Origin of the sequence: Bradyrhizobium sp. CCBAU 21365 (assembly GCF_015291305.1) — a bacterium.
In the GTDB taxonomy this organism is placed as follows: Bacteria; Pseudomonadota; Alphaproteobacteria; order Rhizobiales; family Xanthobacteraceae; genus Bradyrhizobium; species Bradyrhizobium elkanii.
The window spans coordinates 4,286,061-4,311,400 of sequence record NZ_CP030036.1 but is presented as its reverse complement, the minus strand read 5'-3'; the positions used below and the strand labels follow the sequence as shown (position 1 = coordinate 4,311,400).

The 25,340-nt window shown below is 64.8% G+C and carries 26 protein-coding genes; 12 read left to right on the top strand and 14 right to left on the bottom strand.

Translation table 11 applies throughout. From position 1 onward, the window contains the following. Window positions 1-13: 13 nt before the first annotated feature. Together XI02_RS19575 and XI02_RS46395 are read right to left on the bottom strand one after the other, a co-directional pair. A complete protein-coding gene (locus XI02_RS19575) occupies window positions 14-1,207 on the bottom strand; it encodes an MFS transporter (RefSeq protein ID WP_069277780.1) in 1,194 nt (397 codons plus the stop codon). Next, window positions 1,204-2,103 (bottom strand): GNAT family N-acetyltransferase, encoded by a 900-nt coding sequence (locus tag XI02_RS46395; protein ID WP_338028892.1) that lies wholly within the window; start codon window positions 2,101-2,103, stop codon window positions 1,204-1,206. Before XI02_RS46395 ends, XI02_RS19575 begins: the two co-directional genes overlap by 4 nt. Here XI02_RS46395 and XI02_RS19565 point away from each other — a divergent pair. After that, complete coding sequence (locus XI02_RS19565) at window positions 2,090-2,989, top strand: LysR family transcriptional regulator (RefSeq protein WP_018271206.1); 900 nt, start codon at window positions 2,090-2,092, stop codon at window positions 2,987-2,989. The two genes, XI02_RS46395 and XI02_RS19565, sit on opposite strands and share 14 nt — an antisense overlap. 128 nt (window positions 2,990-3,117) lie before the next feature. Here XI02_RS19565 and XI02_RS19560 read toward each other — a convergent pair whose 3' ends face one another. Beyond that, on the bottom strand, window positions 3,118-3,915 hold the full coding sequence (locus XI02_RS19560) for a DUF899 domain-containing protein (protein ID WP_018271205.1): 798 nt from the start codon (window positions 3,913-3,915) through the stop codon (window positions 3,118-3,120). A gap of 217 nt (window positions 3,916-4,132) precedes the next feature. Between XI02_RS19560 and XI02_RS19555 the strand changes: the two genes are divergently transcribed. After that, window positions 4,133-4,639: a MarR family winged helix-turn-helix transcriptional regulator gene (locus XI02_RS19555; protein ID WP_018271204.1), complete on the top strand. Its 507-nt coding sequence runs from the start codon at window positions 4,133-4,135 to the stop codon at window positions 4,637-4,639. Continuing rightward, the gene (locus XI02_RS19550; RefSeq protein WP_018271203.1) at window positions 4,636-5,496 is read left to right on the top strand and encodes a DMT family transporter; all 861 of its coding nucleotides are present in this window, start codon (window positions 4,636-4,638) and stop codon (window positions 5,494-5,496) included. The genes XI02_RS19555 and XI02_RS19550 overlap by 4 nt, the downstream gene beginning before the upstream one ends. A gap of 80 nt (window positions 5,497-5,576) precedes the next feature. Here XI02_RS19550 and XI02_RS19545 read toward each other — a convergent pair whose 3' ends face one another. Continuing rightward, entirely contained in the window at window positions 5,577-6,413 is an 837-nt protein-coding gene (locus XI02_RS19545; RefSeq protein ID WP_244620791.1) for an MFS transporter, read from the bottom strand. Between the two features lie 320 nt (window positions 6,414-6,733). On the opposite strand from XI02_RS19545, the gene XI02_RS19540 reads away from it, so the two are divergent. The 3 genes from XI02_RS19540 (at window position 6,734) to XI02_RS19530 (ending at window position 8,806) form a co-directional block, all read left to right on the top strand. Next, window positions 6,734-7,201, top strand: a complete 468-nt coding sequence (locus XI02_RS19540) for a carboxymuconolactone decarboxylase family protein (RefSeq protein ID WP_069277779.1) — start codon at window positions 6,734-6,736, stop codon at window positions 7,199-7,201. A gap of 165 nt (window positions 7,202-7,366) precedes the next feature. Then, window positions 7,367-8,239 carry a helix-turn-helix domain-containing GNAT family N-acetyltransferase gene (locus XI02_RS19535; protein WP_016845556.1) on the top strand — a complete coding sequence of 291 codons (873 nt, stop codon included), beginning with the start codon at window positions 7,367-7,369 and terminating at the stop codon, window positions 8,237-8,239. A 69-nt stretch (window positions 8,240-8,308) separates the two neighbouring features. Further along, window positions 8,309-8,806 carry a peptide deformylase gene (locus XI02_RS19530; RefSeq protein WP_016845557.1) on the top strand — a complete coding sequence of 166 codons (498 nt, stop codon included), beginning with the start codon at window positions 8,309-8,311 and terminating at the stop codon, window positions 8,804-8,806. A 124-nt stretch (window positions 8,807-8,930) separates the two neighbouring features. Here the strand turns inward: XI02_RS19530 and XI02_RS19525 are convergent, their stop codons facing one another. Together XI02_RS19525 and XI02_RS19520 are read right to left on the bottom strand one after the other, a co-directional pair. After that, window positions 8,931-10,196 (bottom strand): serine hydrolase, encoded by a 1,266-nt coding sequence (locus XI02_RS19525; RefSeq protein ID WP_018271202.1) that lies wholly within the window; start codon window positions 10,194-10,196, stop codon window positions 8,931-8,933. A gap of 188 nt (window positions 10,197-10,384) precedes the next feature. Next, window positions 10,385-10,858, bottom strand: a complete 474-nt coding sequence (locus XI02_RS19520) for a VOC family protein (protein ID WP_018271201.1) — start codon at window positions 10,856-10,858, stop codon at window positions 10,385-10,387. A gap of 381 nt (window positions 10,859-11,239) precedes the next feature. Here XI02_RS19520 and XI02_RS19515 point away from each other — a divergent pair, with 381 nt between their 5' ends. Beyond that, window positions 11,240-11,893 carry a glutathione S-transferase family protein gene (locus XI02_RS19515; RefSeq protein ID WP_026192660.1) on the top strand — a complete coding sequence of 218 codons (654 nt, stop codon included), beginning with the start codon at window positions 11,240-11,242 and terminating at the stop codon, window positions 11,891-11,893. Window positions 11,894-11,970: 77 nt separating this feature from the next. Here the strand turns inward: XI02_RS19515 and XI02_RS19510 are convergent, their stop codons facing one another. Continuing rightward, a complete protein-coding gene (locus XI02_RS19510) occupies window positions 11,971-13,158 on the bottom strand; it encodes a serine hydrolase (RefSeq protein ID WP_157183450.1) in 1,188 nt (395 codons plus the stop codon). 370 nt (window positions 13,159-13,528) lie between these two features. Between XI02_RS19510 and XI02_RS19505 the strand changes: the two genes are divergently transcribed. Both XI02_RS19505 and XI02_RS19500 read left to right on the top strand, forming a co-directional pair. Then, window positions 13,529-14,674, top strand: coding sequence for an FAD-binding oxidoreductase (locus XI02_RS19505; RefSeq protein ID WP_069277777.1), 1,146 nt, complete (start codon window positions 13,529-13,531; stop codon window positions 14,672-14,674). A 240-nt stretch (window positions 14,675-14,914) separates the two neighbouring features. Beyond that, entirely contained in the window at window positions 14,915-15,151 is a 237-nt protein-coding gene (locus XI02_RS19500; protein WP_018271197.1) for a hypothetical protein, read from the top strand. Window positions 15,152-15,427: 276 nt separating this feature from the next. Here XI02_RS19500 and XI02_RS19495 read toward each other — a convergent pair whose 3' ends face one another. Beyond that, window positions 15,428-16,324 (bottom strand): LysR family transcriptional regulator, encoded by an 897-nt coding sequence (locus tag XI02_RS19495; RefSeq protein ID WP_018271196.1) that lies wholly within the window; start codon window positions 16,322-16,324, stop codon window positions 15,428-15,430. A gap of 317 nt (window positions 16,325-16,641) precedes the next feature. On the opposite strand from XI02_RS19495, the gene XI02_RS19490 reads away from it, so the two are divergent. Both XI02_RS19490 and XI02_RS19485 read left to right on the top strand, forming a co-directional pair. Beyond that, window positions 16,642-17,376, top strand: coding sequence for an SDR family NAD(P)-dependent oxidoreductase (locus XI02_RS19490; protein ID WP_026192658.1), 735 nt, complete (start codon window positions 16,642-16,644; stop codon window positions 17,374-17,376). Between the two features lie 41 nt (window positions 17,377-17,417). Beyond that, window positions 17,418-18,017 (top strand): NADPH-dependent F420 reductase, encoded by a 600-nt coding sequence (locus XI02_RS19485; RefSeq protein ID WP_018271194.1) that lies wholly within the window; start codon window positions 17,418-17,420, stop codon window positions 18,015-18,017. Between the two features lie 171 nt (window positions 18,018-18,188). Here XI02_RS19485 and XI02_RS19480 read toward each other — a convergent pair whose 3' ends face one another. Next, a complete protein-coding gene (locus tag XI02_RS19480; protein ID WP_026192657.1) occupies window positions 18,189-18,842 on the bottom strand; it encodes a glutathione S-transferase in 654 nt (217 codons plus the stop codon). A gap of 107 nt (window positions 18,843-18,949) precedes the next feature. Between XI02_RS19480 and XI02_RS19475 the strand changes: the two genes are divergently transcribed. Continuing rightward, a complete protein-coding gene (locus XI02_RS19475; protein WP_018271192.1) occupies window positions 18,950-19,513 on the top strand; it encodes a TetR/AcrR family transcriptional regulator in 564 nt (187 codons plus the stop codon). Between the two features lie 199 nt (window positions 19,514-19,712). Here XI02_RS19475 and XI02_RS19470 read toward each other — a convergent pair whose 3' ends face one another. From XI02_RS19470 to guaA, 5 genes are all read right to left on the bottom strand, one after another. After that, window positions 19,713-19,982 (bottom strand): hypothetical protein, encoded by a 270-nt coding sequence (locus XI02_RS19470; protein ID WP_018271191.1) that lies wholly within the window; start codon window positions 19,980-19,982, stop codon window positions 19,713-19,715. 662 nt (window positions 19,983-20,644) lie between these two features. Further along, entirely contained in the window at window positions 20,645-21,841 is a 1,197-nt protein-coding gene (locus tag XI02_RS19465) for an MFS transporter (protein ID WP_018271190.1), read from the bottom strand. A gap of 1 nt (window position 21,842) precedes the next feature. Further along, the gene (locus XI02_RS19460; RefSeq protein ID WP_069277776.1) at window positions 21,843-22,886 is read right to left on the bottom strand and encodes an adenosine deaminase; all 1,044 of its coding nucleotides are present in this window, start codon (window positions 22,884-22,886) and stop codon (window positions 21,843-21,845) included. A 176-nt stretch (window positions 22,887-23,062) separates the two neighbouring features. Beyond that, entirely contained in the window at window positions 23,063-23,605 is a 543-nt protein-coding gene (locus XI02_RS19455; RefSeq protein ID WP_041482641.1) for a DNA-binding transcriptional regulator, read from the bottom strand. Window positions 23,606-23,677: 72 nt separating this feature from the next. Then, window positions 23,678-25,288, bottom strand: a complete 1,611-nt coding sequence (gene guaA / locus XI02_RS19450) for a glutamine-hydrolyzing GMP synthase (protein ID WP_026192654.1) — start codon at window positions 25,286-25,288, stop codon at window positions 23,678-23,680. Window positions 25,289-25,340: the final 52 nt, after the last annotated feature.

Below are 25,340 nucleotides of genomic sequence, written 5' to 3'. Positions count from 1 at the left end.
ACCGCCGACACGGCTATTGCTTTGCGGCCGCGAGCGGCGGCGGAAACAGCAGCTTGAGCAGGATGGCGGCAAGCAGTGTCACCAGGGCGAGACCAGTGGAGAGATAGAGCGCGCTCGCATCGCCGAACCGGTCGATCACGATGGCATAGATCAGCGGCGCCGCCGCCGGCAGGATGAAGCTCGGGACAATGAGCCGGCCGACCAGCGTACCATAGCTGCGGTGATCGAACAGGATCAACGGCAGCGTTCCCCTGGTGATGGTCAGAATGCCGTTGCAGGCGCCGTAGAGCAGCGCGAACGCGATCCCCATCTCCCGCGCCGATCCGCTGAACAGGCCAGCGATGAAGGAGAGCGGCATGATCAGGCAGGCCATCAGGTTGAGCCCGAGTGGATCGATCCGTCCGCCGAACAAGACTTCGCAGAGACGCGCGGCGGATTGCCCGATCCCCCGCAGCGTTGCGATCCACACCGCAACGGTGATGGTGAGCCCGAGGCCGGTGAGCACCGCGATCATGTGCGCGGACATGCCGGCGTTCAGGAAGTTCGCGCCGGTCATGATCACGGCATAGAGCCCGCTGGCCGCCGCAAGCTGCCGCCGCCCCACCGCGCGCGGTTGCCTTGATGCTGCCGCAGCAGAGCCCGGCGCGCCGGCAAATCGCTGGTTCGGAATCAGCAGATGCAGCGGGATCGTCAATAGCGCGATGCCGGCATAGGTCAGCACGGCGATGCGCCAGCCGAAATGGTCCGAGAGCATATGGCCGAACGGCCAGAACACGGTGGCGGCCAAGCCACCAAGCAAGGTGATCCCGGACATCGCGCGGCGCGCCTCCGGCCCGCCGATCCGGGCCAGCGCCGCGAAGGCGGCATCGTACAGCGTCAGCCGCATGCCGAGGCCAAGAACGATCCAGGACACGAAATAGCTACCGATCTGGTGCGAGACCGCGAGACCGGCGCAGCCGAGCGCGTTGATGACGGCGCCCGCGACCATGACCTGCCGGCCACCGCTTCTGTCCACCCACCTCCCGGCAAGGGGCGACGTCACCCCCATCACCAACAGCGCCGCGGCAAATCCGCCGTAGACGATGTCGCGGCTCCAGCCCAGATCCGCGGCGATCTGCTCGCCGAAGCCGCCGATCAGATAGTAGGTCGCGCCCCACGAGATCAGTTGAGCCAGCCCGAGGGCAATCACGACCCGGCGTGCGATCACCGGGCCGTTTCCTTGTCTGACGGCAGCGTGGCAGCGCCCGGCCCGAGCGGCCGCTGCATCAGCACGGTGTCGACCCATTGCCCGAACTTGAAGCCCACCGACCTCAGCGTCCCGACCATTTCGAAGCCCATGCGACGGTGCAGCGCGATCGATCCGGCGTTGCCGCTGTTACCGATCACGGCGATCATTTGCCGCCAGGGTCCCGCCTCCGACCGTTCGATCAGCGCCCGCAGCAGCGCCGCGCCGACGCGACGGCCGCGCAGGGCTTCCGACACGTAGACCGAGTCTTCAATGGTGTTGCGATAGGCCGGCCGCGGCCGGTACGCTGTCGCGTAGGAGTAGCCGGCCACTCGTCCGTCGATATCGGCCACGAGATACGGCAGCCCCGCGGCCAGCACGGCGGCACGGCGCCCGAGCATCTCGTCGAGTGTCGGCGGCACTTCCTCGAAGGTCGCCAGCCCGTTGAGCACGTGGTGCGCGTAGATGCGCTGCACCTCCGCCATGTCGACCTCTGTGGCGTCGCGGATCACGGTATCTTCGTTGTCGCTCATCCTTCCCTCGTGTTGCGGCATCATGGCTGTGCTTCGACGGCGCGTCGGTGCATGTTGCAGGCACCACGGGCTCATCTCGACATCGCTGCGCGACAGTCCGATATCCGCCAGCAGGCGATCGTCGAGCTCGCGCAGCGCCCGCCGGCGGCGGATGCGCGAATCTGGCGAGACCGCAAGATAGCGCCCCAACTCGACGATGACACCGCCAATGGACTTGAGGCCGGACAATGCCTGCTCCCGGTCTGCCGAAGCCGTCGCTTGCCGGACTATGCGCCGCGGCGTTATATAAGTGAAGCTTTGAAAGCTTATGCGCGGCATAAGAGATACTTTGATGAAGAACCTCAACCTCGATTATCTCGAAAGCTTCGCTGTCGTGATCGACTGCGGCAGCTTCTCGGCGGCGGCCGAGCGGCTGCAACTCACGCAGCCCGCGGTGAGCCTGCAGGTGCGCCAGCTCGAGCGCAGCCTGAATGCGACCTTGATCGAGCGGGTCGGACGCAAGGCCAGACCGACCGCCGCCGGCGTCGCGCTGCTCTCGCACGCGCATCAGATCAATGCGGCGGTGGCATCGGCGGTCGACGCCGTTGCACAGCAGACGACCGGAACGGCAGGCCGCGTGCGCCTCGGCACCGGTGCGACCGCCTGCATCTTCCTGCTGCCGCCGATCCTGAAGGAGCTGCGCGCCGCGCTGCCCTCGCTGGAGATCACGGTCACGACCGGCAACACCGCGGAGATCGCCCGGGCGGTCGAGGACAACACCATCGACATCGCGCTTGTCACGCTGCCGGTGTCGGGGCGCAGCTTCGAGATCACGCCAGTCGTGAACGACGAGTTCGTGCTGATCGCGCCCCGCGACATGAAACTGCCGGCGCGGATCACCCCGGAAGTGCTGGCGACGAGGCCCGTGCTGCTGTTCGAGCCGGGCGGCAACACCCGGCGCACCGCGGACGAGTGGCTGGCGCGCGGCGGCGTGTCGCTGAAGCCGCTGATGTCGCTCGGCAGCGTCGAGGCGATCAAGGAGATGGTGCGCGCCGGGCTAGGCTGCGCGGTGCTGCCCGGCATGGCCGTTCCCGCCAGCACCAAGCAGCGCGACCTGATCGTCCGGTCGCTGTCACCAAAGCTCTACCGCCGGCTCGCGGTGGTGATCCGCCGCGACAAGCGCCTCGATCGGGGGCTGCGGCAGACCTTGTCGGCGCTGAAGGGGCTCTCGGCCAAGGACAATGGCCGCTAGAGCGTCGAGCGAAGCGGACGTCGGTTCGCGTCGGGAAAGCAGGCAAGACAAGAAGCGAAAGCTTCGGTTCTGATTCAATCAAAACCGAAGCTCTCGGAGCACGCCGCGCGTTCGCCCTGCTCCACCCCTTACGTCGCCTTGCGCTCCTGCTCCGCGATCTTGCGGAACGCGGCCTCGCCGGCATCGGTCACCGCCGCCCATTTTGCGTTCGGCGTGGCCTCGGCGTCGTAATTGTCGTGCCAGTTCCACCATTTGTAGGTCGGGCCCTGCGGATAACCCTTCGGCGAGTCCTCCCAGAGTTCCTGGCGACCGAGCGGCGTGATGTCGAGATAGCTCCACACCGTACCCATCGCTTCGTCGCCGCGGCTGTTGACGAGATAGGTGCGGAAGATCCGCTCGCCGTCGCGGATGAACACGTTGTGGCCGTGCCACTCGGCGACGCCGAAGTCGGCGTCAAAACTGTCGGTGATCGTGTACCATGGCATGTCCCACTCCATCCGCGCCTTCAGACGCGCGATGTCGGCCTGCGGCGCGCGCGAAGCGTAAGCGAGCGTGGTGTCGCGCTGGTTCAGATGGGAGAGATGACTGACCTGATCGGCGCCGAGCGAACAGCCGCGGCAGCCGTGATCCGGCCAGCCGAACACGCCGGGCTCGAAGAAGGCGCGGTAGACGATCAGCTGCCGGCGCCCCTCGAACAGGTCGAGCAAGGTCGCCTTGCCGTTCGGTCCTTCGAAGACATACGGCTTCTCGACCGCCATCCAGGGCATTCGCCGCCGCTCTGCCGCTAGCGCGTCGCGTGCCCGCACCTGGGCCTTTTCCTTCACCAGCATCTCCAGGCGTGCCGCCTCCCACGCCTCCCGCGACACCACCGGCGCTGTCTGCATCGCCGCCAGTCCGCCGCGATCGTTTTCAGCTGATTTATTCATGATGGTCTCTCCATCTCCGATTTGGACGAACTCCGGGACCCCAGCGCGGTTCCATCGCCGCCCGCCGTTCGCCGTTGGTCATGCCCCAATCTGGCGCCGCGGCAGCAGTGAGCGGGAGTGACAAGTGTGTCGGGATTTTCACGCATGCGATCCGGCACGCAACCTGTCTTTGCGATATGCTTGCACTTTGCAATTATCTGTGCGAACCTCTCACCCCATGAAACAGACCGCGCCTGCGTCCGACGATGGGCTGAAGCTCAGTGCCTGGCTGCCCTACCGACTGTTCGTGGTCGCGGCACAGGTCGCCCGACCGCTCGAGCGCTTCTACGGCGAGACGTTCGGATTGAGCCAGGCCGGCTGGCGCATCCTCGCCGTCATCGCCGAGCGCGACGCCGCTAACGCCTCCGAGATCGGCCGCGCCTGCGCGCTCGACCCGTTTGCGGTCAGTCGCGGCATCGGCCAACTCGTCGAGCTCGGCTTCGCGGTGCGGCGCTCGGGCAGGACCGACCGGCGCTTCGCCGCCGTCAGCATTACCCGCAGCGGCCGGGCCGCGTTCAACCGGATCGCCACACTCGGCAGCGCGATCGAGGCGCGGTTGCTGGCGCGGCTGTCAGAGACCGAACGCGTCACGCTCGATTCCGCCCTCGCCCGGCTTGAGGGAGAAAGCGCGCGGATCGATGCCGACGGCTGGCGCGCACTGCGCGATGACGCCGGCACGCCATGACAGTCCTCCTGTTCGTGCTGACCGCGCTGCTCTGGGGCGGCGGCGCGCTGGCAACGGCGATGCAGGCCGGCGCGACGCCCGCGCCGTGGTCGGTCGCGCTGCGCATGGTGCTCGCGGGCGTCATCCTGCTCGGCTACGGCCGGCTGCGCGGCGTGCCGTTCGCGATCCCGCGAAAGGACCGGCCGGCGGTCGCGTTGCAGGGCCTGCTGTTCTTCGCCATTGCCTTCATCGCCTTTTATGAGGCGACCGCACGGATGCCGAGCGGGCTTGCGGCACTCGTCCTGTCGACATCGTCGCTGTTCGCGGCCGTGATCGCGCGCGCCGCACTCGGCGTTCCGATCTCCTCCGGCTTCGTATCGGGCGCGCTGTGCGGCATCCTTGGCCTCGCGATCATCTTCCTGCCCGGCGCCGCCGCGCACGGCGCCGTGCCGCTTGCGGGTTTCGCCTGGGCGCTCACTGCGGCCATCGCAACCGGCGCCGGGACAACGGTCGGTGCGCGCAACCAGCGCGCCGGACTGCCTGTCGTCTCGGTGCTCGGCTGGGGGGCGTTCGTCGGCGCCGCCGCGAGCGCGCTCTGGGCCGTCGCGACCGGCACGCCGTTTGCCGCCGACATCTCGCTCTCCTACGTGGCGAGCTTCCTCTATCTTGCGATTGCCGCCTCCTGCATCACCTTCATGCTCTATTTCGAGCTGGTGCGCCGGCTCGGTCCCGGGCGCGCGGCCTATACGCTCGCGCTGGTGCCGCTCGTCGCGCTGGTGCTGTCCGCGCTGTTCGAGCACCTTGCGCTGGGCTGGCCGGTGCTCGCCGGCGCCGCCACGATCCTTGCCGGCAACGTGCTGGTGCTGGCGCGCGCCTAGACCATTCCGCGGTCGGCGCGCAGCTCGCGGGTGCAAACGGCTGGCCGACGGCGCCATGCCGCAGCCGCCGGGCGAGCAGACTAATGCCCGCGAGGACCAGGAACACTGCGAAGTAGCCGACGGTCGCAGCGATCAAGCCAGCCAGCGGCTGGTGTGATCAGCGTCGCGACATCGTAGGCGGCATCGAACAGTCCGATGCCGGACGCAATCTGCGTTACGGGAACGGCGCGCACCACCGGAAGCGCCAGCAGCGGATACGTCATCGACATGCCGCAGCCCGCGACGATCACACCCGCAATGGCGGTCTGCTCGTCGGGGGCGAGGCCCAGGATCAGCATGCCGCCCGCCAGGGCCGCGAGCGCAAGCAGTATCGGACGCGGCCCCGTGGCGCGATCGCACACGCCGCTGAACACGGGTCGGGCCAGCGCAAACGCCGCCAAGAATGCGAACAGCGCGATCGAGCCGCCCTGCCAGCCGCGATGCAGGAACGCGAGGACGACAAAGCTGGTTGTGCCGATGTAGCTCATCACGGCGAGGCCGAAGGCCAGCGTCGGTCGCCAGATTGCCCCGAGGATCGCCGTCAGCGGCACGGTCGCCGCACCGTGCGGCGATGGTGCGCTCCGTTGCGCGATCAGCACGAGCGGAAGCCCGCCGAGCGGCACGAGCATCGTGATGGCGGCCGCGACCAGGAAGCTGTCCAGAGGAAGCTGCGGCGGCAACCGCGTGGTGAGGAGATGCGCGATGTCTCCCGCAAGCCCTCCCAGCAGCGCACCGGCCGAAATGCCGGCGAAGAACAACAGCCCGACCCATGACATCGCCCTGCCCCGCTGCGCCGGTCCAGCGAGGATCACCGCCCAGGCGGTGCCGCCGGAAAACAGGAAGACCTGGCCGATGCCCATCGCAACGCGGCCTGTCACCCCTGCCGGATCCTTCGCAATGGGAAACAGACCTGCTGCAAGAGCTCCGGCAAGCGGCGAGCGATCTCGCGCCCCAGTAGCACCGCGGATGATCGCGATCATCGCGTCATTCCACTCGCAACAACGCGCAGGATGACCGCGCGTGCCCACCGGCCTTCCGGCCAAGAAGGTCAGAACGCTGGCCGACGAGACCATCCGCCTGATCGCCGGCTGCCTGCAATGGCAGCCCCTGCGCGGCAGATAAAAATATCGGCCCGGCATGTCACATTCGCCGTTCCTGGTTCGTCATGATGTCGTCAACTAACCCAAGGAAACCGACCATGACTGTCAGACTTGATCCCGTCGCCGCCGCGCCCAAGATCATGAAGATCTGGTTCGAGGCGTCGGTCGCGATCGCCTCCAGCCTCGAGCCGAAGCTCGCCGAGCTCGTGAAGATCCGTGCCTCGCAGATCAACGGCTGCGCCAATTGCATCAATTTGCACACGACATTCGCCCGCGATGAGGGTGAGACCGAGCAGCGCATCTACCTGCTGTCGGCCTGGCGCGAAGCGCCCTGCTACACCGATCGCGAGCGCGCGGCGCTCGGCTGGACCGAGGCCCTGACGCGGATCTGCGAGCAGCATACCCATGTCGCGGCCTACGAGACGCTGAAGGGGCATTTCGCGCCGGAGGAGCAGGTCAAGGTGACCCTGCTGATCAACATCATCAACGGTTGGAACCGGATCGCGGTCGGCTTTGGCGGCTTCGTCGATCCGCAAGTGATCAAGGCCAGGATGGCCGCCGCGTGACCGCGGAAATGGCGCGAGACGATGCAGCGGCCGACTTCGCGCCGCTGCGTCCCGGGCTGATGTGCGTCGCCTGTCGCATGGCACCTGCACCCTGCGGCAAGGCTCCATTCGGTCCGGAACGCCGGCCGATTGACGCGGCGACGATATCTGACTAAAGTCAGATATATGCTCGACCCCGTTTCCCGCGTCCGCCGCTTCAACCGTGCCGTTACCTCCGCGGTCGGCGCGCTCGACACCTCGTTCCTCGGGCGCGGCCGGCCGCTCGGCGCGGCGCGCGTGCTGAACGCGATCGGGCATGGCCGCGCCGATGTCGGCGAGATCAGGGATTATCTCGGCCTCGATTCCGGCCTGATGAGCCGCCTGCTGCGCAGCCTCGAGGACGAGGAACTGATCGAGACCACGGCGCATGGCGAGGATGCGCGCCGCCGCATCGCACGGCTGACGGCGGCGGGCAAGCGCGAGTTCAACGCCTATGAGGCGATCTCCAACCGGCAGGCCAAGGACTTTCTCGCCCACCACACCCAACGCGAGGCGCTGCTGGCAGCGATGGACCTGATCGCCTCGGCGCTCGGCCGCGACGGCACCGCCCTCGACGAGATGGATCCGCGCAGCGACGAGGCGCGCTATTGCCTCGGCGAATATTACGCCGAGCTCGCGCGGCGGTTCGAGAAGGGCTTTGACGTCAAGCTGTCGCGCGACCCTGAGGCCAAGGACATGGTGCGCCCACGCGGCAGCTTCATCGTGGCGATGTCGGACGGGCTGCCGATCGGCTGCGTCGGGCTGAAGGGCAGCAGCAGCGGGTTCGCCGAGATTAAGCGGCTCTGGGTCGCACCTGGCGCGCGCGGCCTCGGCCTCGGCCGCCGCCTGATGGACGCGGCTGAACGCGCCGCGCGCGAACTCGGCATCGCGGTGTTGCGGCTCGACACCAACAGCGCGCTGCCGGAAGCCGGCCAGCTCTATCGCAGGACGGGCTGGACCGAGATCCCGCGCTTCAACGACGACCCCTATCCCGATCTGTTCTTCGAAAAGCATCTCTGAACGGCGCGCCGCATGCGGCGCCCGCATCGGCATGTTGTCCGGCGCGATGCACTGGCCTAAGACTCGGGCATGACCATTCGCCCCATCGTGCGCTATCCCGATCCGCGCCTTGCACTGCCCGCCGAGCCGGTGACCATGTTCGACGACGCGCTACGCGAACTGACGCAGGACCTGCTCGAGACCATGCATGCGGCGCCGGGCATCGGCATCACCGCGCCGCATATCGGCGTATCCCTGCGCGTCGTGGTGCTCGAGCTCGATGCCCGCGAGGGGCCGCGGACCTATGTCAATCCGGAGATCATCCAGACCTCGCCCGAGATGATCCTGCACAAGGAGGGCAGCGTCTCGATGCCCGGGGTCAATGACGAGGTCGAACGCCATGCGCGGGTCCGCATCCGCTATCAGGATCTCGACGGCAACATGCAGACCGAGGAATCCGACGGCCTGCGCGCGGTGTGCCATCAGCACGAGATCGATCAGCTCGACGGCATGTTCTGGATCAGGCGGTTGTCCCGCATCAAGCGGGAGCGCCTGATCAAGCGATACGACAAAATCTCGCGGACGTGATCGTAGCCCGCATGAGCGAAGCGACATGCGGGACAAGCCGCGATCAGCAGACGGAAAGGCCCCGGATATCGCTGCGCTCATCCGGGCTACGCGTCTTGCGCGGGCGGACCGACCTGCCTTTGTTCTACCCTCCCGCCATCAAATCCTTGGCCAGCGCCATGTAAGCCGGCAGCGTCACAGGGTCGTTGGCCGCGTTGCCGGCACCCGGGTGCGAGGCGTAGCGCGCGATCACCATCTCGGCCTTCGGATCGATATAGAGGCCCTGGCCATATACGCCGCGTGCCATGAAGGCGCCGTGCGCATTGTGCGTCACCCACCATTGATTGCGGTAGGAGGCGCCCGGCAGTGTGATGTAGCCAGCCGGCTTGAATTTCCCGGGATCGCCGCCGCGCGCGATGTCCTCGACCACTTGAGACGGCACGATCTGGCGGCCGTTGAAGCGGCCGTGGTTGCGGATCGTCTCGCCGAAGCGGGCAAGGTCGCGCAGCGTCGTCGACAATCCGCCGCCGCCGCTTTCGGTGCCGATGCGATCGACGTGATAATGCGCATCCTCCTCGGCACCCATCGGCGCCCAGATCCGCTCGGAGAGCAGGTCCGACAAGGTCATGCCGCTGGCACGGCGGCAGATCCAGGCCAGCACGTCGGTGTTGACGGTCTTGTAGGCGAACGCCTTGCCGTGCTCGCCCTGCTTCTGCTGCGCGCAGAGGAAATCGAAGATATTGGTCGCGCCCTCATAGCCCGGCTCGATCGGCGCCATGCCGTTGGCGCGCCGAAGCCCCCACACGTCGGAATTCTTGTCGGTGTAGACCTCGGTGTATTTGAGGCCGGTGGTCATATCCATGGCCTCGTGCACGCGGGCATCGCCGAACGCGCTTGCCTTCAGCTCCGGCACGTAATCGGTGATCGGCGCCTGCGGATCGATCTTGCCCTCGGCGATCAGGATGCCGGCGAGCGTGCCGGTGAACGATTTGGTCACCGACATCGCGATGTGCGGCTTGTGCGGCTTCAACGCGCCGAAATAGCGCTCGTAGATCAGCTTGCCCCGGTGCAGCACGGCAATGCCGTCGGCATAGGTTTCCTCGAGCATGCGCGCGAAGGTCATCGGACGGCCGTCCATCGTCACCGATGCCGACGCGCCGATATCATGGTCTTCGCGCGGCAGCACCGACGCCGGCCCTGCCCCGCGCCAGACATTCACGGTCGGCACCAGCTGGCGGATGTTGCTCCAGGCCCAGCGCAATTCGGGGAAGCTGCGGAACGAGCCGTTCTGGAAGGTGATGGTCCGGTCCTGCGGCGGCGGAAAGCCCTGCATCCAGCCAAGCGTTCGCGGATCGGATTCGGCGGCGGTGAGATTTTGCTGTTGATTGGCGGCGGCGGCTGCGACGGACATCAGGGCTGGCTCCAGAGCTGCGAATGTGAATTTCGTATCACGCGATAGCACCAGGCACATCCCGCGTTTGCGCCGGGGTGACCGTCGCGGCGAGCGCACGCCGCAACGCGAAGGGCCGCGCGCCGCATATACCAGCTCGATCGGACACCCGACTATCGAGCCCGGGCCAGGTCATTCCGGCACGCGGATTACCCCGCCGCCGCGCGCTCGATCGCGGCGATGTCGATGTTCTTCATCGTCATCATCGCCTCCATCGCGCGCTTGCCGACGGCGCGGTCGGCGTTGTTGACGAGTTCGAGCAGCCGCCGCGGCGTGATCTGCCAGGCAAAGCCCCAGCGATCCCGGCACCAGCCGCACGGCAATTCCTTGCCGCCGTTGGAAGTGACCACATTCCAGTAGCGGTCGGTCTCCTCCTGGCTGTCGGTGAGCACCATGAAACTAACCGCCTCGTTCGGCGTGTAGTTGGAGCCTCCGTTCAGCCCCACGAAGCGGCGGCCGAGCACGGTGAACTCGACCGTGAGCTCCTCGCCCTGCCCGATGCCCGGTATCGGCGATTGATGGCCCGCGCCGACATGGCTGTCGGGAAACGTCGCGGCATAAAATTCCGCGGCTTCACGCGCCTTTCCCTGATCGAACCAGAGGCATGTGACGAGATCGGTCATTTGCAAGTCTCCTTGTTTGCGCGGTTTGCGCGCAAAGGACGATTGGCGAAGGCGGCAGCCGACATCGCGGCAGCAGGCTGATGAAAAATATCTGCGGAACCGCATTTGTCACAACACCGCCTCCACAAATACCACCGTCGGCCTGCGCCGGGACGACGCTGAGTGTGTTGCGCTGCTTGTGGTCTCGACCGCGTGACGCGCATGCGCGAGCCTGTAGCCCGGATGGAGCGCAGCACAGTCCGGGGTTCTCGCCTTTGGCAGGACCGGTCCCGGATTTCGCTTCGCTTCATCCGGGCTACGTTTGGCCAAAAGATTCCGGGATCGGCTGTCGGGGCGCGCGCGGCCCGCTCGTCCTCGGGACGCAAGGACATGGAGCAAACGATGACCCCCATCATTACCGCCTTCGAACGGTCGCCCGATGGCGGCAAGGGGCTGGCGCGCGATACGCGCGTTCGCTGGGCGCTGGAAGAAGCTGGCCAGCCCTACGAGGTTCGCCTTGTTTCGTTCCAGGCGATGAAGGAGCCGGCGCATCTGGCGCTGCATCCCTTCGGCCAGATTCCGACCTATGAGGAAGGTGATCTCGCGCTGTTCGAGACAGGCTCGATCGTGCTGCATATCGCCGAACGTCATGCCGGCCTGCTGCCGGGCGATGCCAATGCCCGCGCCCGCGCAATCACCTGGATGTTTGCCGCGGTCAACACGGTGGAACCGCCGATCCTCGAATTCATGACCGCCAGGATTCTGGAGAGCGACAAGCCCTGGATCAAAGAGCGCCTGCCGTTGGTCATGGATCGCATCCGCGACCGGCTGAAGCAACTGTCCGCGCACCTCGGCAACGCCCACTGGCTCGACGGCGCGTTCAGTGCGGGCGACCTGATGATGGTGTCGGTGCTGCTCAGGCTGAGAGCATCGGGCATTCTCGACGAATTTCCGAGCCTGTCCGCCTATGTCGCCCGCGGGGAAGCCCGGCCGGCTTACCAGCGTGCTTTCGCCGCGCAGCTGGCGGTTAACACGGGGAAGCAACTGCCCGGATGAGGTTGGCGACATCAGGGACAGGCCTCGCGCAGATGGCAAAGCCCCTGACATCGCTGCGCCCATCCAGGCAAGGTTTGCTAGTCGAAAGGATCGTGTTCTGACAGCGGTTCGGTCAGCTCGAATCCTGGATGGAGCTGCGAAATAATCTCTAGTGCGGTGCGGCCGGGTCCGATCCCCGCGGGGTGCACGCCCGACGCATCGAAATACTGGTTGCTCAGCACCGCGACACCGCATTGCAATTCCGGCACGACGATCACGATCGCTTCGAATCCGCCCCTGCTCGTAGCGCCGTTCTTTGTGAAAACGGTATGGCCCTGCGTGTCCGTGGTGATCTGCCAGGCGAGGCCCATGGTGACGCTGGTCTTCTCCCCGCAAACGGGGAATGTCCCCTGGTTCTGCTGCGTGAGCGCGATTTGCGACCCGAGCACCCCGTTCGGGGCCGCAATCTGCGCCGCGAGAAATCTGATCATATCGTCGCCGGTGGTTTTCAGATCAAAGGCTGTGCCGCCGGTCGGCGTGTTGCGGTCGAAAACGATCTGGTATCGCGGCTCAGCACTCTTGCTCCAATGCCCGATACATCCCTGCGCAATCTTCCATGATGAATTGACGACGGCTCCCGTTTGCTTCATGCCGAGCGGACCGGTGACGTATTCGGCCAGAATTTCGTTGTAGTTATGGCCCTTGTCTTTCGCGAACATCTGCGTGACCGCAAAGCCCAGCGTCACGAAACCGATATTGGAATACTGCCAGCAGCCCTGCGGCGGCGTATCATATTGATTCCACCAGTTGATGAGTTCACTGGAAGGCGGCTCGTCCGCAAACAGCTGCTCGCTGTAGCCAGTCAAGCCGTCCCCCGGCTGCTCCGGCATGCCGGAGGTATGGGTGGCGAATTGGACGAGCTGGATGGCGTCCAGCACCGGCGTGCCCACCGCCTTCGCGCTGAAGAGGTTCAGATAGGGGCCGATGGTGTCGTCAAGTGAAGGCCCACCCGCCTTGACCGCCACCGCCAGCAATGTGCTGGTGAACACCTTGGTCACCGATCCGATCTCGAACACCGTGTCGGTCGTGACACTGAACGGCGCGGGCGAAGAGCCGGCCACGCCTGACAGTCCCTTGGGGTAGACGTAGCCCTTGGTGCCGAACGACTTTTCGTCATAGACCGCGATGCAGCAGCCAGGTGCGTTGCTGATGCCGAGATATTTCTTGGCCGCCTCCTGAACGATCTGTGCCGGACTTGTCGTCGCATCGATCATCTGGTCACTCATTTCGCCCTCCTGCCCGTGACAATGCACGATGTTGACCTTTGGTTGCATCATCTCATATAACGTCGTTCAGCGCGAGTGAAATCGCCGTGACTGTCTGTTTCAAGTTCGGTCGGTGGAACGTTCGTGCGGAAAGCAGCGTCATCAGACGCGGGCTTGCGCCGACGTCCCGACGGCCGCGAAAAGTCTGGCTGATATCGCAGGGCGGGTTAGCGCCGCGCAACCCGCTGCCTCGCGCGTGGCTTCAAGATGTGGCGGATCACGCTTCGCCAGTCCTGCTGCGCGCTCAGCCGGATTATGCTTGCTGCCAGAGCATCGGAAATGACATGGTTGATTTCACACCGCCGATGCAGGCAGAGCGCAGGACTTATTCGTGAGCACCAATCAAGCGATCAGACTTGCGGTGATCGGACGTGGCCTGATCGGGTCGGCGGCTGCGCGGCATCTGAGCAAGATGGGCCACGATGTTGCGCTGATCGGGCCCGATGAGCCGGCGGATCTTTCGCGCCATGGCAGCGTCTTCGGCAGCCACTATGACGAGGGCCGCATCACGCGGAGTTACGATCCCGGGGCGTTCTGGCGGCAAGCGAACCGCGCTGCGATTTCGCGCTATGGCGAGATTTCAGCGGAGAGCGGCGTGGAGTTCTACCGGGAAGCCGGTGCGCTTCACATTGGCAATAGCGAAACCACCGATGTTGCCTCGATCGGCAGCATCTGTGCCGAAGACGGTATCCTGTGTGAAGCCTATCGTGATACGGGGCTCGCGGAGCGCTTTCCGTTTCTGAAATCGACGGCGGGAATGCAGGGTTACTTCGAGCCGCGCAATGCCGGATACATCAGCCCGCGCCGCCTGGTCCGCGCGCAGACGATCGCGGCGGAGCGCGCCGGCACCCGGATCATCGACGAGCCCGCGCTGGGGATTTCGGAAAGCGGCTCCGGCGTGACGATCCGGACGCGATCGGGCAGCATCGAGGCCGAGCGTGTTCTGGTTGCGGCGGGCGGGCACACCCAATCGCTGCTCGGCCGCTCCCTGGGCTTTACGGTCTATGGGCGGACCGCAGCGCTGTTCCGGCTCGGTGCGGCGGAGACCCAACGTCTGGCCGAAATGCCGTCGATGCGTTGTCTCGGGCCCAAGGGCGACAATCCCTACATCCTGCCGCCGATCTCCTATCCGGACGGCCAGACCTGGCTGAAGCTCGGCGGCGATCCGGTCGATCTTCCGCTCGACAGCGAGGCCGATATCAAGGACTGGTTCCGCTCGGGCGGATCGATTGAAGTTGCCGATCGGCTTCAAGGACAGATCCTAGACCGCATTCGCGACCTCGCTTTCGAGGAACGCCGCGTCGTGCCTTGCATGACCACCTTCGGCGACAGCGGCCTGCCCTGCATCGGACCGCTTTCGGAGCGCGTCACGGTCGCCTTCTGCTGCTACGGCAAGAGCGCAAAATGTTCGGACGAACTCGGCCGGCTCGGCGGCATGGCGCTGCTCGGCGAGGTCCGACCCGAGCTCGCGCCGTGACGAAATTTTGGCGGACGTAACGCGCCCTCACGATCATCACGCGAGGACGTGATGGATTACGCTTCGTTCATCCAGCCTGTCAGTGATGGCCTGCATTGCGCGACACAACGGCGAGGATCGCATTGCTCACGCAGCGTTGAGCCGGCGTGAGTGATGATTGCATTTAAGTCCGCCGTTGCTGCGCACAAATATCCGACGAGGCCAGACTCCTTGGCCCCATAAACAAAACGGAGAAACTCAATGACGAACGTCAAACTCCTGTCGGCTGCTTTGATCGCGGTTGCCATGATCGCGTCGCCGGCAATGGCGCGTGAAACCCACGCCGTGTCCCGCCACGTCGCGGAGGCGAGCGCCGCCGCGCCGACCGAGCCCGTCTATGTCGACGGTCGCGCCTGCATTCCGGCGCCGCGCGTCGGTTCATTCGCCACTGCGCCCTGGACCGGCAACAACGTCCCCTGTGAGCCGGGTCCATATTGATCGGTGCGCATCAATCGGTCGAGCGGCCTCCTCGCCGCTTGACCGGCGCGCTGCGCCATCGCGACGCTGAAACAGCGAGTAGCCCGCATGAGCGCAGCGATATGCGGGATACCACGCGACTCGCTGATAGGCAATGTCCCGGATATCGCTTCGCTCATCCGGGCTACGCTCGCTACCGTCAGCGGCCCAAGGGGTTGACCGGGATTTCGCTTGGAGCAATCGCGGCTCGGCTTCCGACCGGAGTACGGCAAGCGCCATCGGCGACCTGCCCGCGCGTCAGTCGCGCGATACGGACAGTCCCGCGAGAAGCGGCGCGTACGCGGTGAGCCTGCGGGATACGAACTCGGTGAAGAGCCGCACGCGCTTCGTCTTGCGTGTCTCCCCCTGTGTGAGAAGCCAGAGCGTCCCGTACATGTGCAGGTCGGTGCCCGGCACCCTCACGAGCAGAGGGTCGGCATCTCCGACGAAGCACGGCAGCGTCGTCATGCCGAGCCCCTGCCGCACCGCGACGATCTGCGCCTCGGCATCTGTGGCCCTGAACGGAACCTCGGCGGCGCGAACCTCGCCCTCGTGGGCCCAGTCCGGGATTCCGTGAATGCTTATGACGATCCACCTGACGGGATCGGGCGCGCCCGCACGCCACGCGGCCAGTCGATCGCGGGATATGTAGATGCCTCCGAACAGCTCCGGTCCCTTCAGGCCGTGAAGATTGAGCGGCAGGGTCTTGCGGTCGTAGACGACGCGGATCGCGACGTCGGCCTCCCGGTTGGTCAGATTTGCCAGCTCGCCGGACGACATGATTTCCATTTCGATGTCCGGATGCAGACGCGCGAAATCGGCGAAGTCCGGCATGAGCAGGTGTGTCGCGAGGGGCGGTGCCAGCGTCACCCGCAGACGCCCGCGCACGCCCTGGTCGCGGCCGAAGACGCGCGTCTCCAGCTGGTGCGACGACGCTTCCATCTGTTCCGCGAGCTCGAGGACCTCCTCCCCCGCAGCCGTCAGGCGGTAGCCCGAAGGCAGCCTCTCGAACATCTGCGCCCCGAGCCGTTCCTCCAGTTGGGCGACGCGTCGCAGCACGGTCGAGTGGTTCACTCCGAGGCGCTCGGCGGCAGCCCGTACCGAGCCTCCGCGCGCGACGGCAAGAAAGTAGCGAACGTCATCCCAGTCGATCATGGTGCAATCCGGCACCGCTGGGGTGCGCCTTCCAAAGCCCGTGTCCAATACGTCGGACAGCATCTCGGATGTGGGTAGCACGGGCGATCATCATAGCCCAAGCCGAATAGCCCATGCCGACAAGCGCGGCCCAATTCCGAGCGGCGGACACCGATCGTTGCGGCTGGCGTCAGTCGTCCGGCCGGATCGATTTCGCACCACCGATGTGCACGCTTCCGCACTCAACGCCTGACGCCGGCGGAGCTACGTCGAGGTTCTCGGGGGCCATCTCGCAAATGGGACCAGAGACGCTGTCCGACACGACGAAAGGAGAAGTCATGGGAAAGCTTGAGGGTAAGGTTGCAGTCGTCACGGGTGGATCGAGCGGCATGGCGCTGGCGAGCGCCCGGCGGTTCGTTGAAGAAGGCGCCTATGTTTTCATCACGGGCCGAAGGCAGGAAGCGCTCGACGAGGCCGTCAGGCTGATCGCCCGCAACGTGACCGGCGTGCGCGGCGACGCGGCCAATCTCGACGACCTCGACCGCCTGTTCGATACGGTCAGGCGGCAAAAGGGCAAGATCGACGTCCTGTACGCAAGCGCCGGCATCGGCGAAGCCATCCCGCTCGGCGAGATTACCGAGCGGCATTTCGATGCGACCTTCGACCTGAATACGCGCGGCACGCTGTTTACGGTTCAGAAGGCGTTGCCGCTGTTCAGCGATGGCGGCTCGATCTTCATGACCGGGTCGGTCGCGTCGGTGAAAGGCTTTCCTGGTTACGGCGTGTATGCGGCGAGCAAGGCGGCGTTGCGCTCATTCGCACGCACCTGGCTCAACGAACTGAAGGGCAGGAATATCCGGGTGAACGTGTTGAGCCCGGGGCCGATCGCCACACCGATGCAGGACCACGTTCTCACCGAGGAGGCGAAGCGGATGTTCGAATCCCTGATCCCGCGCGGAAAGATGGGGCGTCCCGAGGAAATTGCGGCGGCCGCGCTGTTTCTAGCTTCAGACGATTCGAGCTTCGTGAACGGGGTGGAGTTGTCTGTCGACGGCGGCTTCTCGGCGATCTGAGCGGCCGGGGAATCAATATCAACACGGATCGGAGAAGCATCATGAGCTATGCGATTGTAGGATTCGGTAAGGTGGGCCAGGCCCTCGCCCACGCCTTCGCCCGTAAGAACATCGAGGTAGCCGTCGCGAGCCGCCGGCCGCCCGAGGCGCTGGCGCCGCAGGCTCGGGCGATTGGACCCGCGGTCGTCGCCAGGTCGCTGCGGGAAGCACTCGAGGCCGACACAATCATCCTGGCGGTCCCGTTCGGGGAGCATCGCGAGGTCGCGAAGGCCCTGCCGAGCTGGAAAGGCAAGACGGTCATCGACGCGATGAACGCGTTTCCAGTCCCCGAAGAGCTGGACGGTCTGCTGTCCTCCGCCTTCGTCGCGAAGGCGTTCACCGGCGCCAAGCTCGTCAAAGGCTTCAATCACCTGGTTGCGGCCAAGCTGGCCGCCGATCCGATCGTCGAGGGCGGCCACCGGGTGGTCTTTCTGGCTGGTGACGACGAGGACGCGACCGCTCCCGTGGCGGCTTTGGCGAAGCAACTCGGGTTCGCACCCGTCAAGCTGGGAAAGTTCAACGAGGGTGGCGCGCTGGTGCACGCACGCGGCCGCACTTGGGGCCCGCTCATCTTCCAGGATTTGTTCAAGAAGGAGCCGTAACGGATTTGCGACCCGTAGCCCGCATGAGCGGAGCGACATGCGGGACGAGACGCGGAGCGCCGATCGGAAAACCCCGGATGTCGCTGCGCTCATCCGGGCTACGCTTGCGATCTCGGCGATCCGCTCTCGCGTAAGTCTCACGAGAGCGGCGTTCGCAGACTACGATCTCGATCAAGATGCCTCGATCGGCTCGGACATCGTTATCCGGTTCTTGACGCTGGGACGCGCCTGCATCGCTGCATACCATGCCAGAAGAGCCTCGCACTCCATCGGCACCGGCACCTTCACCAGCCCCGCGAAGATCAAGCCGCCTATGAGGGTGATATCGGCCATCGTGAATGCGTCGCCGGCGACGAACGGCTGTCCTTTCAGAATGCCGTCAAAGTAGTGCATCCCCCTGAGGGCCTTGTCGCGCTGACGGAATCCCCATTCGGGGTTCTGATAGATCTCGACATGAGGCCCGAGACCCGGCGTGGCGTGGTGGAAATAGACGCTGATGGCGTCGAGCAGTTCCAGTTCGGCGCGCTTGCTCATCATGTGGATCACGCCCTTTTCGCGCGGCGTCCTGCCGGTCAGCGTCGGCGGTCCATCGAGCGCGTCCAGGTACTCGGTGATGGCTGTGCACTCGCCAATGAAGGTCCCGTCGTCGAGTTCGAGCACCGGCAGCGTGCCGGAGTAGTTCTTGGCAAGGAATTCGGGCTTCTTGTGCTCGCCCTTGTAGAGATCGACCAATACGAACTCCACTTGCGACCGCAGGTTCTTCTCGGCCAAAGCGATGCGAACGCGGGCCGGATATGGGCCAGTTGGCCAATCGTAAATCTTCATCATGACTCCTGTCTACCTGTCACTTGGTAGGGTCAAACTAGCCTTCAAATCCGGCCGGTCAACGCCTATCTGTCACTTGGTAGATAACGAAGCAGTGAGGCGACGAAGTGAGTTCGAGCTCTCGGGAGGCCATCCTGGCGGCAGCAAAGCGGACCGCGCAGGCGCGCGGCTATATCGGCTTGAATTTCCGCGATCTTGCCGACGAGGTCGGGATCAAGGCCGCCAGCATCTATCACCATTTCCCGAGCAAGGCCGATCTCGGCGTCGCCGTCGCGCGGCGCTATTGGGAAGACACCGCCGCCCAGCTCGAGGCGATGCTGGCGGAAACGGCCGATCCTGTCCGCTGCCTGCGTCGATATCCCGAGGTGTTTCGCAAGGCGCTCGAGAACAACAATCGCATGTGCCTCTGCAGCTTCATGTCCGCGGAAGTCGACCACCTGCCGGACGCAGTGAAGCAGGAGGTCCAGACCTTTGCCGACGTCAACGTGGCGTGGCTGAGCAAGCTGTTGGTGGCGGCGGGCCTGGTCAGTTCGAGAAAGAGCGAGCAGCGGGCCCGCGCCATCTTCGCCGCCGTCGCCGGCGCGCAGCTCATCGCCAGAAGCCGCGCCGATATTTCGCTCTACGACTCCATGATCGACAGCTATCGCGCCGCGGGTCTCCTGCCGGCATAGATCGCCCGAATGTCAGATCGAGGCGAGGCGGGGACGCCCTACTCCCACTCGATCGTTCCAAGCCATGGTAGCGAGTAGCCCGCATGAGCGAAGCGATATGCGGGACACCACGCGACGCGCTACAGGAAGTGCCCCGGATATCGCGGAGCCCGTCATCGGGCGCGCGTTCGCGCGCCCCGTTGGCTCATCCGGGCTACGCTCACCGGTGCACGCACGCGGCCGCGTTTTGGGGCCAGCTCATCTTCCAGGATCTGCTAAAGAAGGAGCAGTGATCGCGCGGGCGCCGTTCGAACAGTGGGGAGACACCCTGGCCGCGCCGGATGAACAGCGCGCAGTTCGGTTCAACGGTTTCAAACAGCGTCAGATATGACAAAGCGTTCTCGCGACGAAAATCGTCCGAGCCTTGCTGTTTGGTTTCACCCTCTTCGATCAGAGGGCGCAGGGAAGACCGGGTGCCGATCGCACCCATGGGCCCCGAGCAATGGGTAGAGAGCTCGGGGGTAGGACCACAGGTGTAACCGGAAACATCCGGCCTTCCCTGCGCGATGGTTGTGCGGCTTACTTCGTGCTCTCCCCGGCGAGACTGGGCTTTTTTGTCACCGTTTCGCGAAGATGCTTCGCATCTCGCGGAAGACACCTACCACTAGGGCGTCAGGACCACACGACTTCACCGTCCGCCTCATGCGCGTTCGTCAACTGCGCACTCAGCGTCCACCGCATCCCACACCACGTTCGTGACGATCGCGATCCGCCCCTCGTGTCGGGTGAGACGCGCAGATTGAACATCTGAGTTGGGTCAAACGCCAATCGGAATATTTTCTTATCGCAGGATTGACAGGGTTTTGGTGAGTTGCCCGTCGGGGTGATTTGTCGCAGGCGGGGAAACGAGATTTGATTTGCGCAGGCAGCGAGTAACCCGCATGAGCGCAGCGATATGCGGGACGCCACAACGACACGCGGACAGAAAGTGCCCCGGATATCGTTTCGCTCATCCGGTTTACGCTCGCTCAAGCCCCGCTCCCACTCAATTGTCCCCGGCGGCCTGGCTCAATTGGCGGTCAATGCCGGTCGCACATAAGGCGGTCAGCAGGGCGTAATCTGCCCTCGCGAGCGACGATGCAGTGAATTACGCTACGAACCAATGGAGCTCACCACGCCGTCCGAACGCTTCGGCGATCTCGCGTGCAGTAGCATGATCAGAAGCGGCACGATGACGATCTCGCCGGCCACCAGCATCACTCCGGATACATCCGAGACATTCAGGATCCGGGCGCCAAGGGTGGCCCCTGTACCGATAGCCGAGTTGATCACGGCCGAATGGATCGCGGCCGCGGGCATGGCCGCGCTACCGGCCGCGCGCAAGATCCAGGTCTGGAGGCCCGCGAACAACGCTGCGACCGCGGTGCCCCAGATGACGAGCAAGGCCACGACCAAAGAGATCTCCAGTTGAGGGCCAAACCATCCAAGGCCGACCAGCGCTCCCGAGAGCGCAAGCAGTCCCCACGTGATAACGGATTTCATGAAGCGATCGATCAGAAAGCCGGTCAGAACGTTGCCAAGGAATCCCGCTCCGCCGAAACCGAACAGCATCACACCGATCATGACGGGCGGCACATCCGGAATCTGCCCAAGGAACGGTTCGATGAAGGTGTATGCCGCGAAATTCGCTGCCGCCATGAACGCCGTTACGGCATAGATTCTCCGCAGGTCCCGCCTGCGCAACACCGCTGCCAGCGCTCTCCATCCGGTCGGCGATCCCGCCTGAATTTGCGGAAGAAGGCCGGCCATCAGGCCGGAGGCGAATAATCCGACCGCGCCGATCACACCAAACGCCGTGCGCCACCCGCTGGTCTGTCCAATGAGGTTGACGAGCGGCACGCCGATGACCGTTGCCATCGAAATTCCGCCGAACACGATCGCGGTCGCAACACCCATACGATCCAACGGCGCGATCTGCGCGGCGATCGCCGCTGCCATGGCCCAGAAGAAGCCGTGAACGACGGCGCCCACCGCCCGCGCCAGCATCAGCGCTTCCAGACTATGGGAGTGCATCGCGGCCAGATTGGTTGCGGAAAGCACGAGCATCAGGACGACGAGCAACGGCTTGCGGGGACATCGCTGAAGCAGGACGGCAGACAACAGGCCGCTCGCAGCGCCGATCCAGGCATAGAGCGTTACCGCGAGCCCGACGGCGGCCTGGTCTTGGCCCAGATCGAACGCGATCTGTGACAACAGCCCGATCGGCGCGAATTCGGTCGTGACCATCGTAAAGGAAGCAACGCCGAGCACGATGACGGCGAGCCAGACACGGAGTGCGGAACCGGTCACGTCAACTCTCATTGCAACTGACCGGTACACCGCCCCTCTTGCCCATCTCCGCGATGACGCGCCGTGCGCGTTTACGCCTGTCTTCATCCATGAACGCGGCCTTGAGGCTGTTGTCGGCCAGGCTCAATTGCTCCTCCGCGGTCAGCCCCAGCGCACCGGCCGCGCGGATGAAGTTTTCGTTCACGTGCCCGCCGAAATACGCTGGGTCGTCTGAGTTGACCGTGACGCAGAGGCCGGCGTGGAGGAGCCGGCGCAGATTGTGCTGTTCGAGAGCGGGAAAAACCTTCAACGCGACATTCGAGAGCGGGCACACCGTCAGCGGTATCCCTTCGTAGGCAAGGCGTCGCATCAATGCCGGATCGGCCTCACATTGGACGCCATGATCAATGCGATCGACGCGCAGCCTGTCGATCGCCTCAGTAACATAGCGCGGCGGTCCCTCTTCGCCAGCATGCGCCGTCGCCTTCCAGTCAAGCGCGCGGGCACGGGCGAAGACCTCGGCGAATTGTCCCGGCGGATAGCCCTTTTCCGGTCCGCCGAGCCCGAGGGCCATCACCCTGTCCCGCCAGGGACTCGCCATCTCGATAGCGGCGAAAGCCTCTTCAACAGGCTTATGCCGGCGAACGCAGAGGATCATGCCTCCGGTGATATCGAGTTGCGATCGTGCATCGGCATAGGCGGCGCTGATACCATCCATGACCGCCGCGAACGGCACTCCGCGCTCGGTATGGTCCGCCGGCGTGATGTAGACTTCCGCATGAACGACACCGTCCTCTCTGGCGCGGGACAGGTATGCGAACGTCAGCTCATAAAAGTCGCGCTCGGTCCGGAGAACGGTCAGGCCGACCCAGTAGACCTCCAGAAATGACTGGAGATCAGAGAAGCGATACGCGGCGAGGATATCCGCCATCGACCGGTACGGGATCGCAACATCGTTGCGGCGGGCGAAATCGAGCAGCATGCCCGGCTCCAGTGTCCCCTCGACATGCACGTGAAGCTCGGCCTTTGGAACGGCCTGGATGTCAAATGACTGAACGGGATTCATCGAACGCGATCTCGGGTCTTGGCTGTGTTCGTTTCAGCGCTTCCGCGCATCCGAACGGATGTGCGATGCCAAAACTCACACCTGGCGTGTGGCCCCGAGCTAGCAGCTTTTGGCGAAAAGTGGCCACGCATAAAATATGCCGGGATCACCTCGCCAAGGTGAGCTCCAACTGCGCCTCAAGCGATGGTGGTGACCAGCCGTGCGGGAGTTCCATCGGCAAGCGTGATGCGTTCCCACAGCAGCCGTCCTGGGGCGATCACAAGGTTCGCGTCAAAATTCGGCCCGGTCTCGACCTCGAGCGAGCCGATTTGTCCGTCATACCAGCCGAGATCATCGAGAGTGGTATCAGCCGCGAGGATTTCCGGAGATGCATAGACCAGCAACGATTTGCCGAGAAATTCGGAAACGTCGGTTCGCCATTCGGCTTGTCTAGAGGCTGATGCGGCAAGCAGGCGATGCGTCAGGTCGCAAACCAGATGGACCTTGTGGGAGGAGGATTCGACAAGACGCTTCAGGCCGGCATCCTGAGCCGATTCGAATCGGCCCATGAACAACCGCTGTGCCGTAGCCCACTGCGCTTCGGATAGATCGAGAACTCCCCGCTCCCAGCGCGACACGGTCGCTTGGTTCACACCCATCAATTCAGCGAAATGGCTTTGCTTCATCTGACGAAGCAATCGCGTCCTTCGCAGCTTGCGGCCTTGATCACCCGGCGGCATTTCTCGTTCATCCGACTTGGTTGTAGCAGGCGCTTCTTCTCCGGACGTTGCGTATCCAAATTGCTGGGTTGCCTACTCCCACTCAATCGTCCCCGGCGGCTTCGACGTCACGTCGTACACCACCCGGTTCACGCCCTTCACCTCGTTGATGATGCGCGTCGCGGTCTCGGCCAGAAACTTCATGTCGAACTGATAGAAGTCCGCGGTCATGCCGTCGGTCGAGGTGACGGCGCGCAGGCCGACGACGTATTCGTAGGTGCGGCCGTCGCCCATCACGCCGACGGTCTTGACCGGCAGCAGCACCGCGAAGGCCTGCCAGATCGCATCATAGAGGCCGTGCTTGCGGATCTGGTCGATATAGACCGCATCGGCGTTGCGCAGGATGTCGAGCTTTTCTTTGGTGATGTCGCCGGGGCAGCGGATGGCGAGGCCGGGGCCCGGGAACGGGTGGCGGCCGACGAATACCTCGGGCAGGCCGAGCTCGCGGCCGAGCACGCGCACCTCGTCCTTGAACAGCTCGCGCAGCGGCTCGACCAGCTTCATGTTCATCCGTGCCGGCAGGCCGCCGACATTGTGGTGCGACTTGATGGTCACCGACGGGCCGCCGGTGAAGGAGACGCTCTCGATCACATCGGGATAGAGCGTGCCCTGCGCCAGGAACTCGGCGCCGCCGATCTTCTTGGCCTCCGCCTCGAACACGTCGATGAACAAACGGCCGATGGTCTTGCGCTTCACCTCGGGATCGGTGACGCCCTCGAGCTCGCCCAGAAACTCCTTCGACGCGTCCACATGCACCAGCGGGATGTTGTAGTGGTTGCGGAACAGGTCGACGACGGTCTTGGCCTCGTCGAGCCGCAGCAGGCCGTGATCGACGAACACGCAGGTGAGCTGGTCGCCGATCGCCTCGTGGATCAAGACCGCCGCGACGGCGGAATCGACGCCGCCGGACAGGCCGCAGATCACTTTGCCCTTGCCGACCTGGGCGCGGATCTTCTCGATCGCCTCCTCGCGGAACGCCCGCATGGTCCAGTCGCCGGTCAGCCCCGCGACCTTGCGCACGAAATTGCGCAGCAGCTTGGCGCCATCCGGCGTGTGCACCACCTCGGGATGGAACATCAGGCCGTAATACTTCCGCTTCTCATCCTGGATGATCGCGAACGGCGCATTCGGCGAGGTGCCGGCGACGGAGAAGCCGGGCGGCATTTTGGTGATGCGGTCGCCATGGCTCATCCACACCTGGTGCTTCTCGCCGTGGTCCCAGATGCCGTCGAACAGCTGGCTGTCGGTCTTCACCTCGACATCGGCACGGCCGAACTCGCGGTGGTGCCCGCCCTGGACCTCGCCGCCGAGTTGGGCCGCCAAGGTCATCTGGCCATAGCAGATGCCGAGCACGGGAACGCCCGACTCGAAGATCAGCTGCGGCGCGCGCGGCGAGCCGGTCTCGTGCACCGATTCCGGACCGCCGGAGAGGATCACCGCCTTCGGCTTCATCTCCTTGAAGGCGGCCTCCGCCTTCTGGAACGGCACGATCTCGGAATAGACGCCCATCTCGCGGACGCGGCGGGCGATCAGTTGCGTCACCTGGCTGCCGAAATCGACAATCAGAATCTTGTCATGCGCCGAGGCCACGGAGGGCGTCGACGGTTCTTGAACTGTGTCTTGGGCTGTGTGCTGGGCTGTCATGGCAAGCAGATACGCGACGGCGCCCGCCCCCGCAACCGCGCTCGAAGGGGCG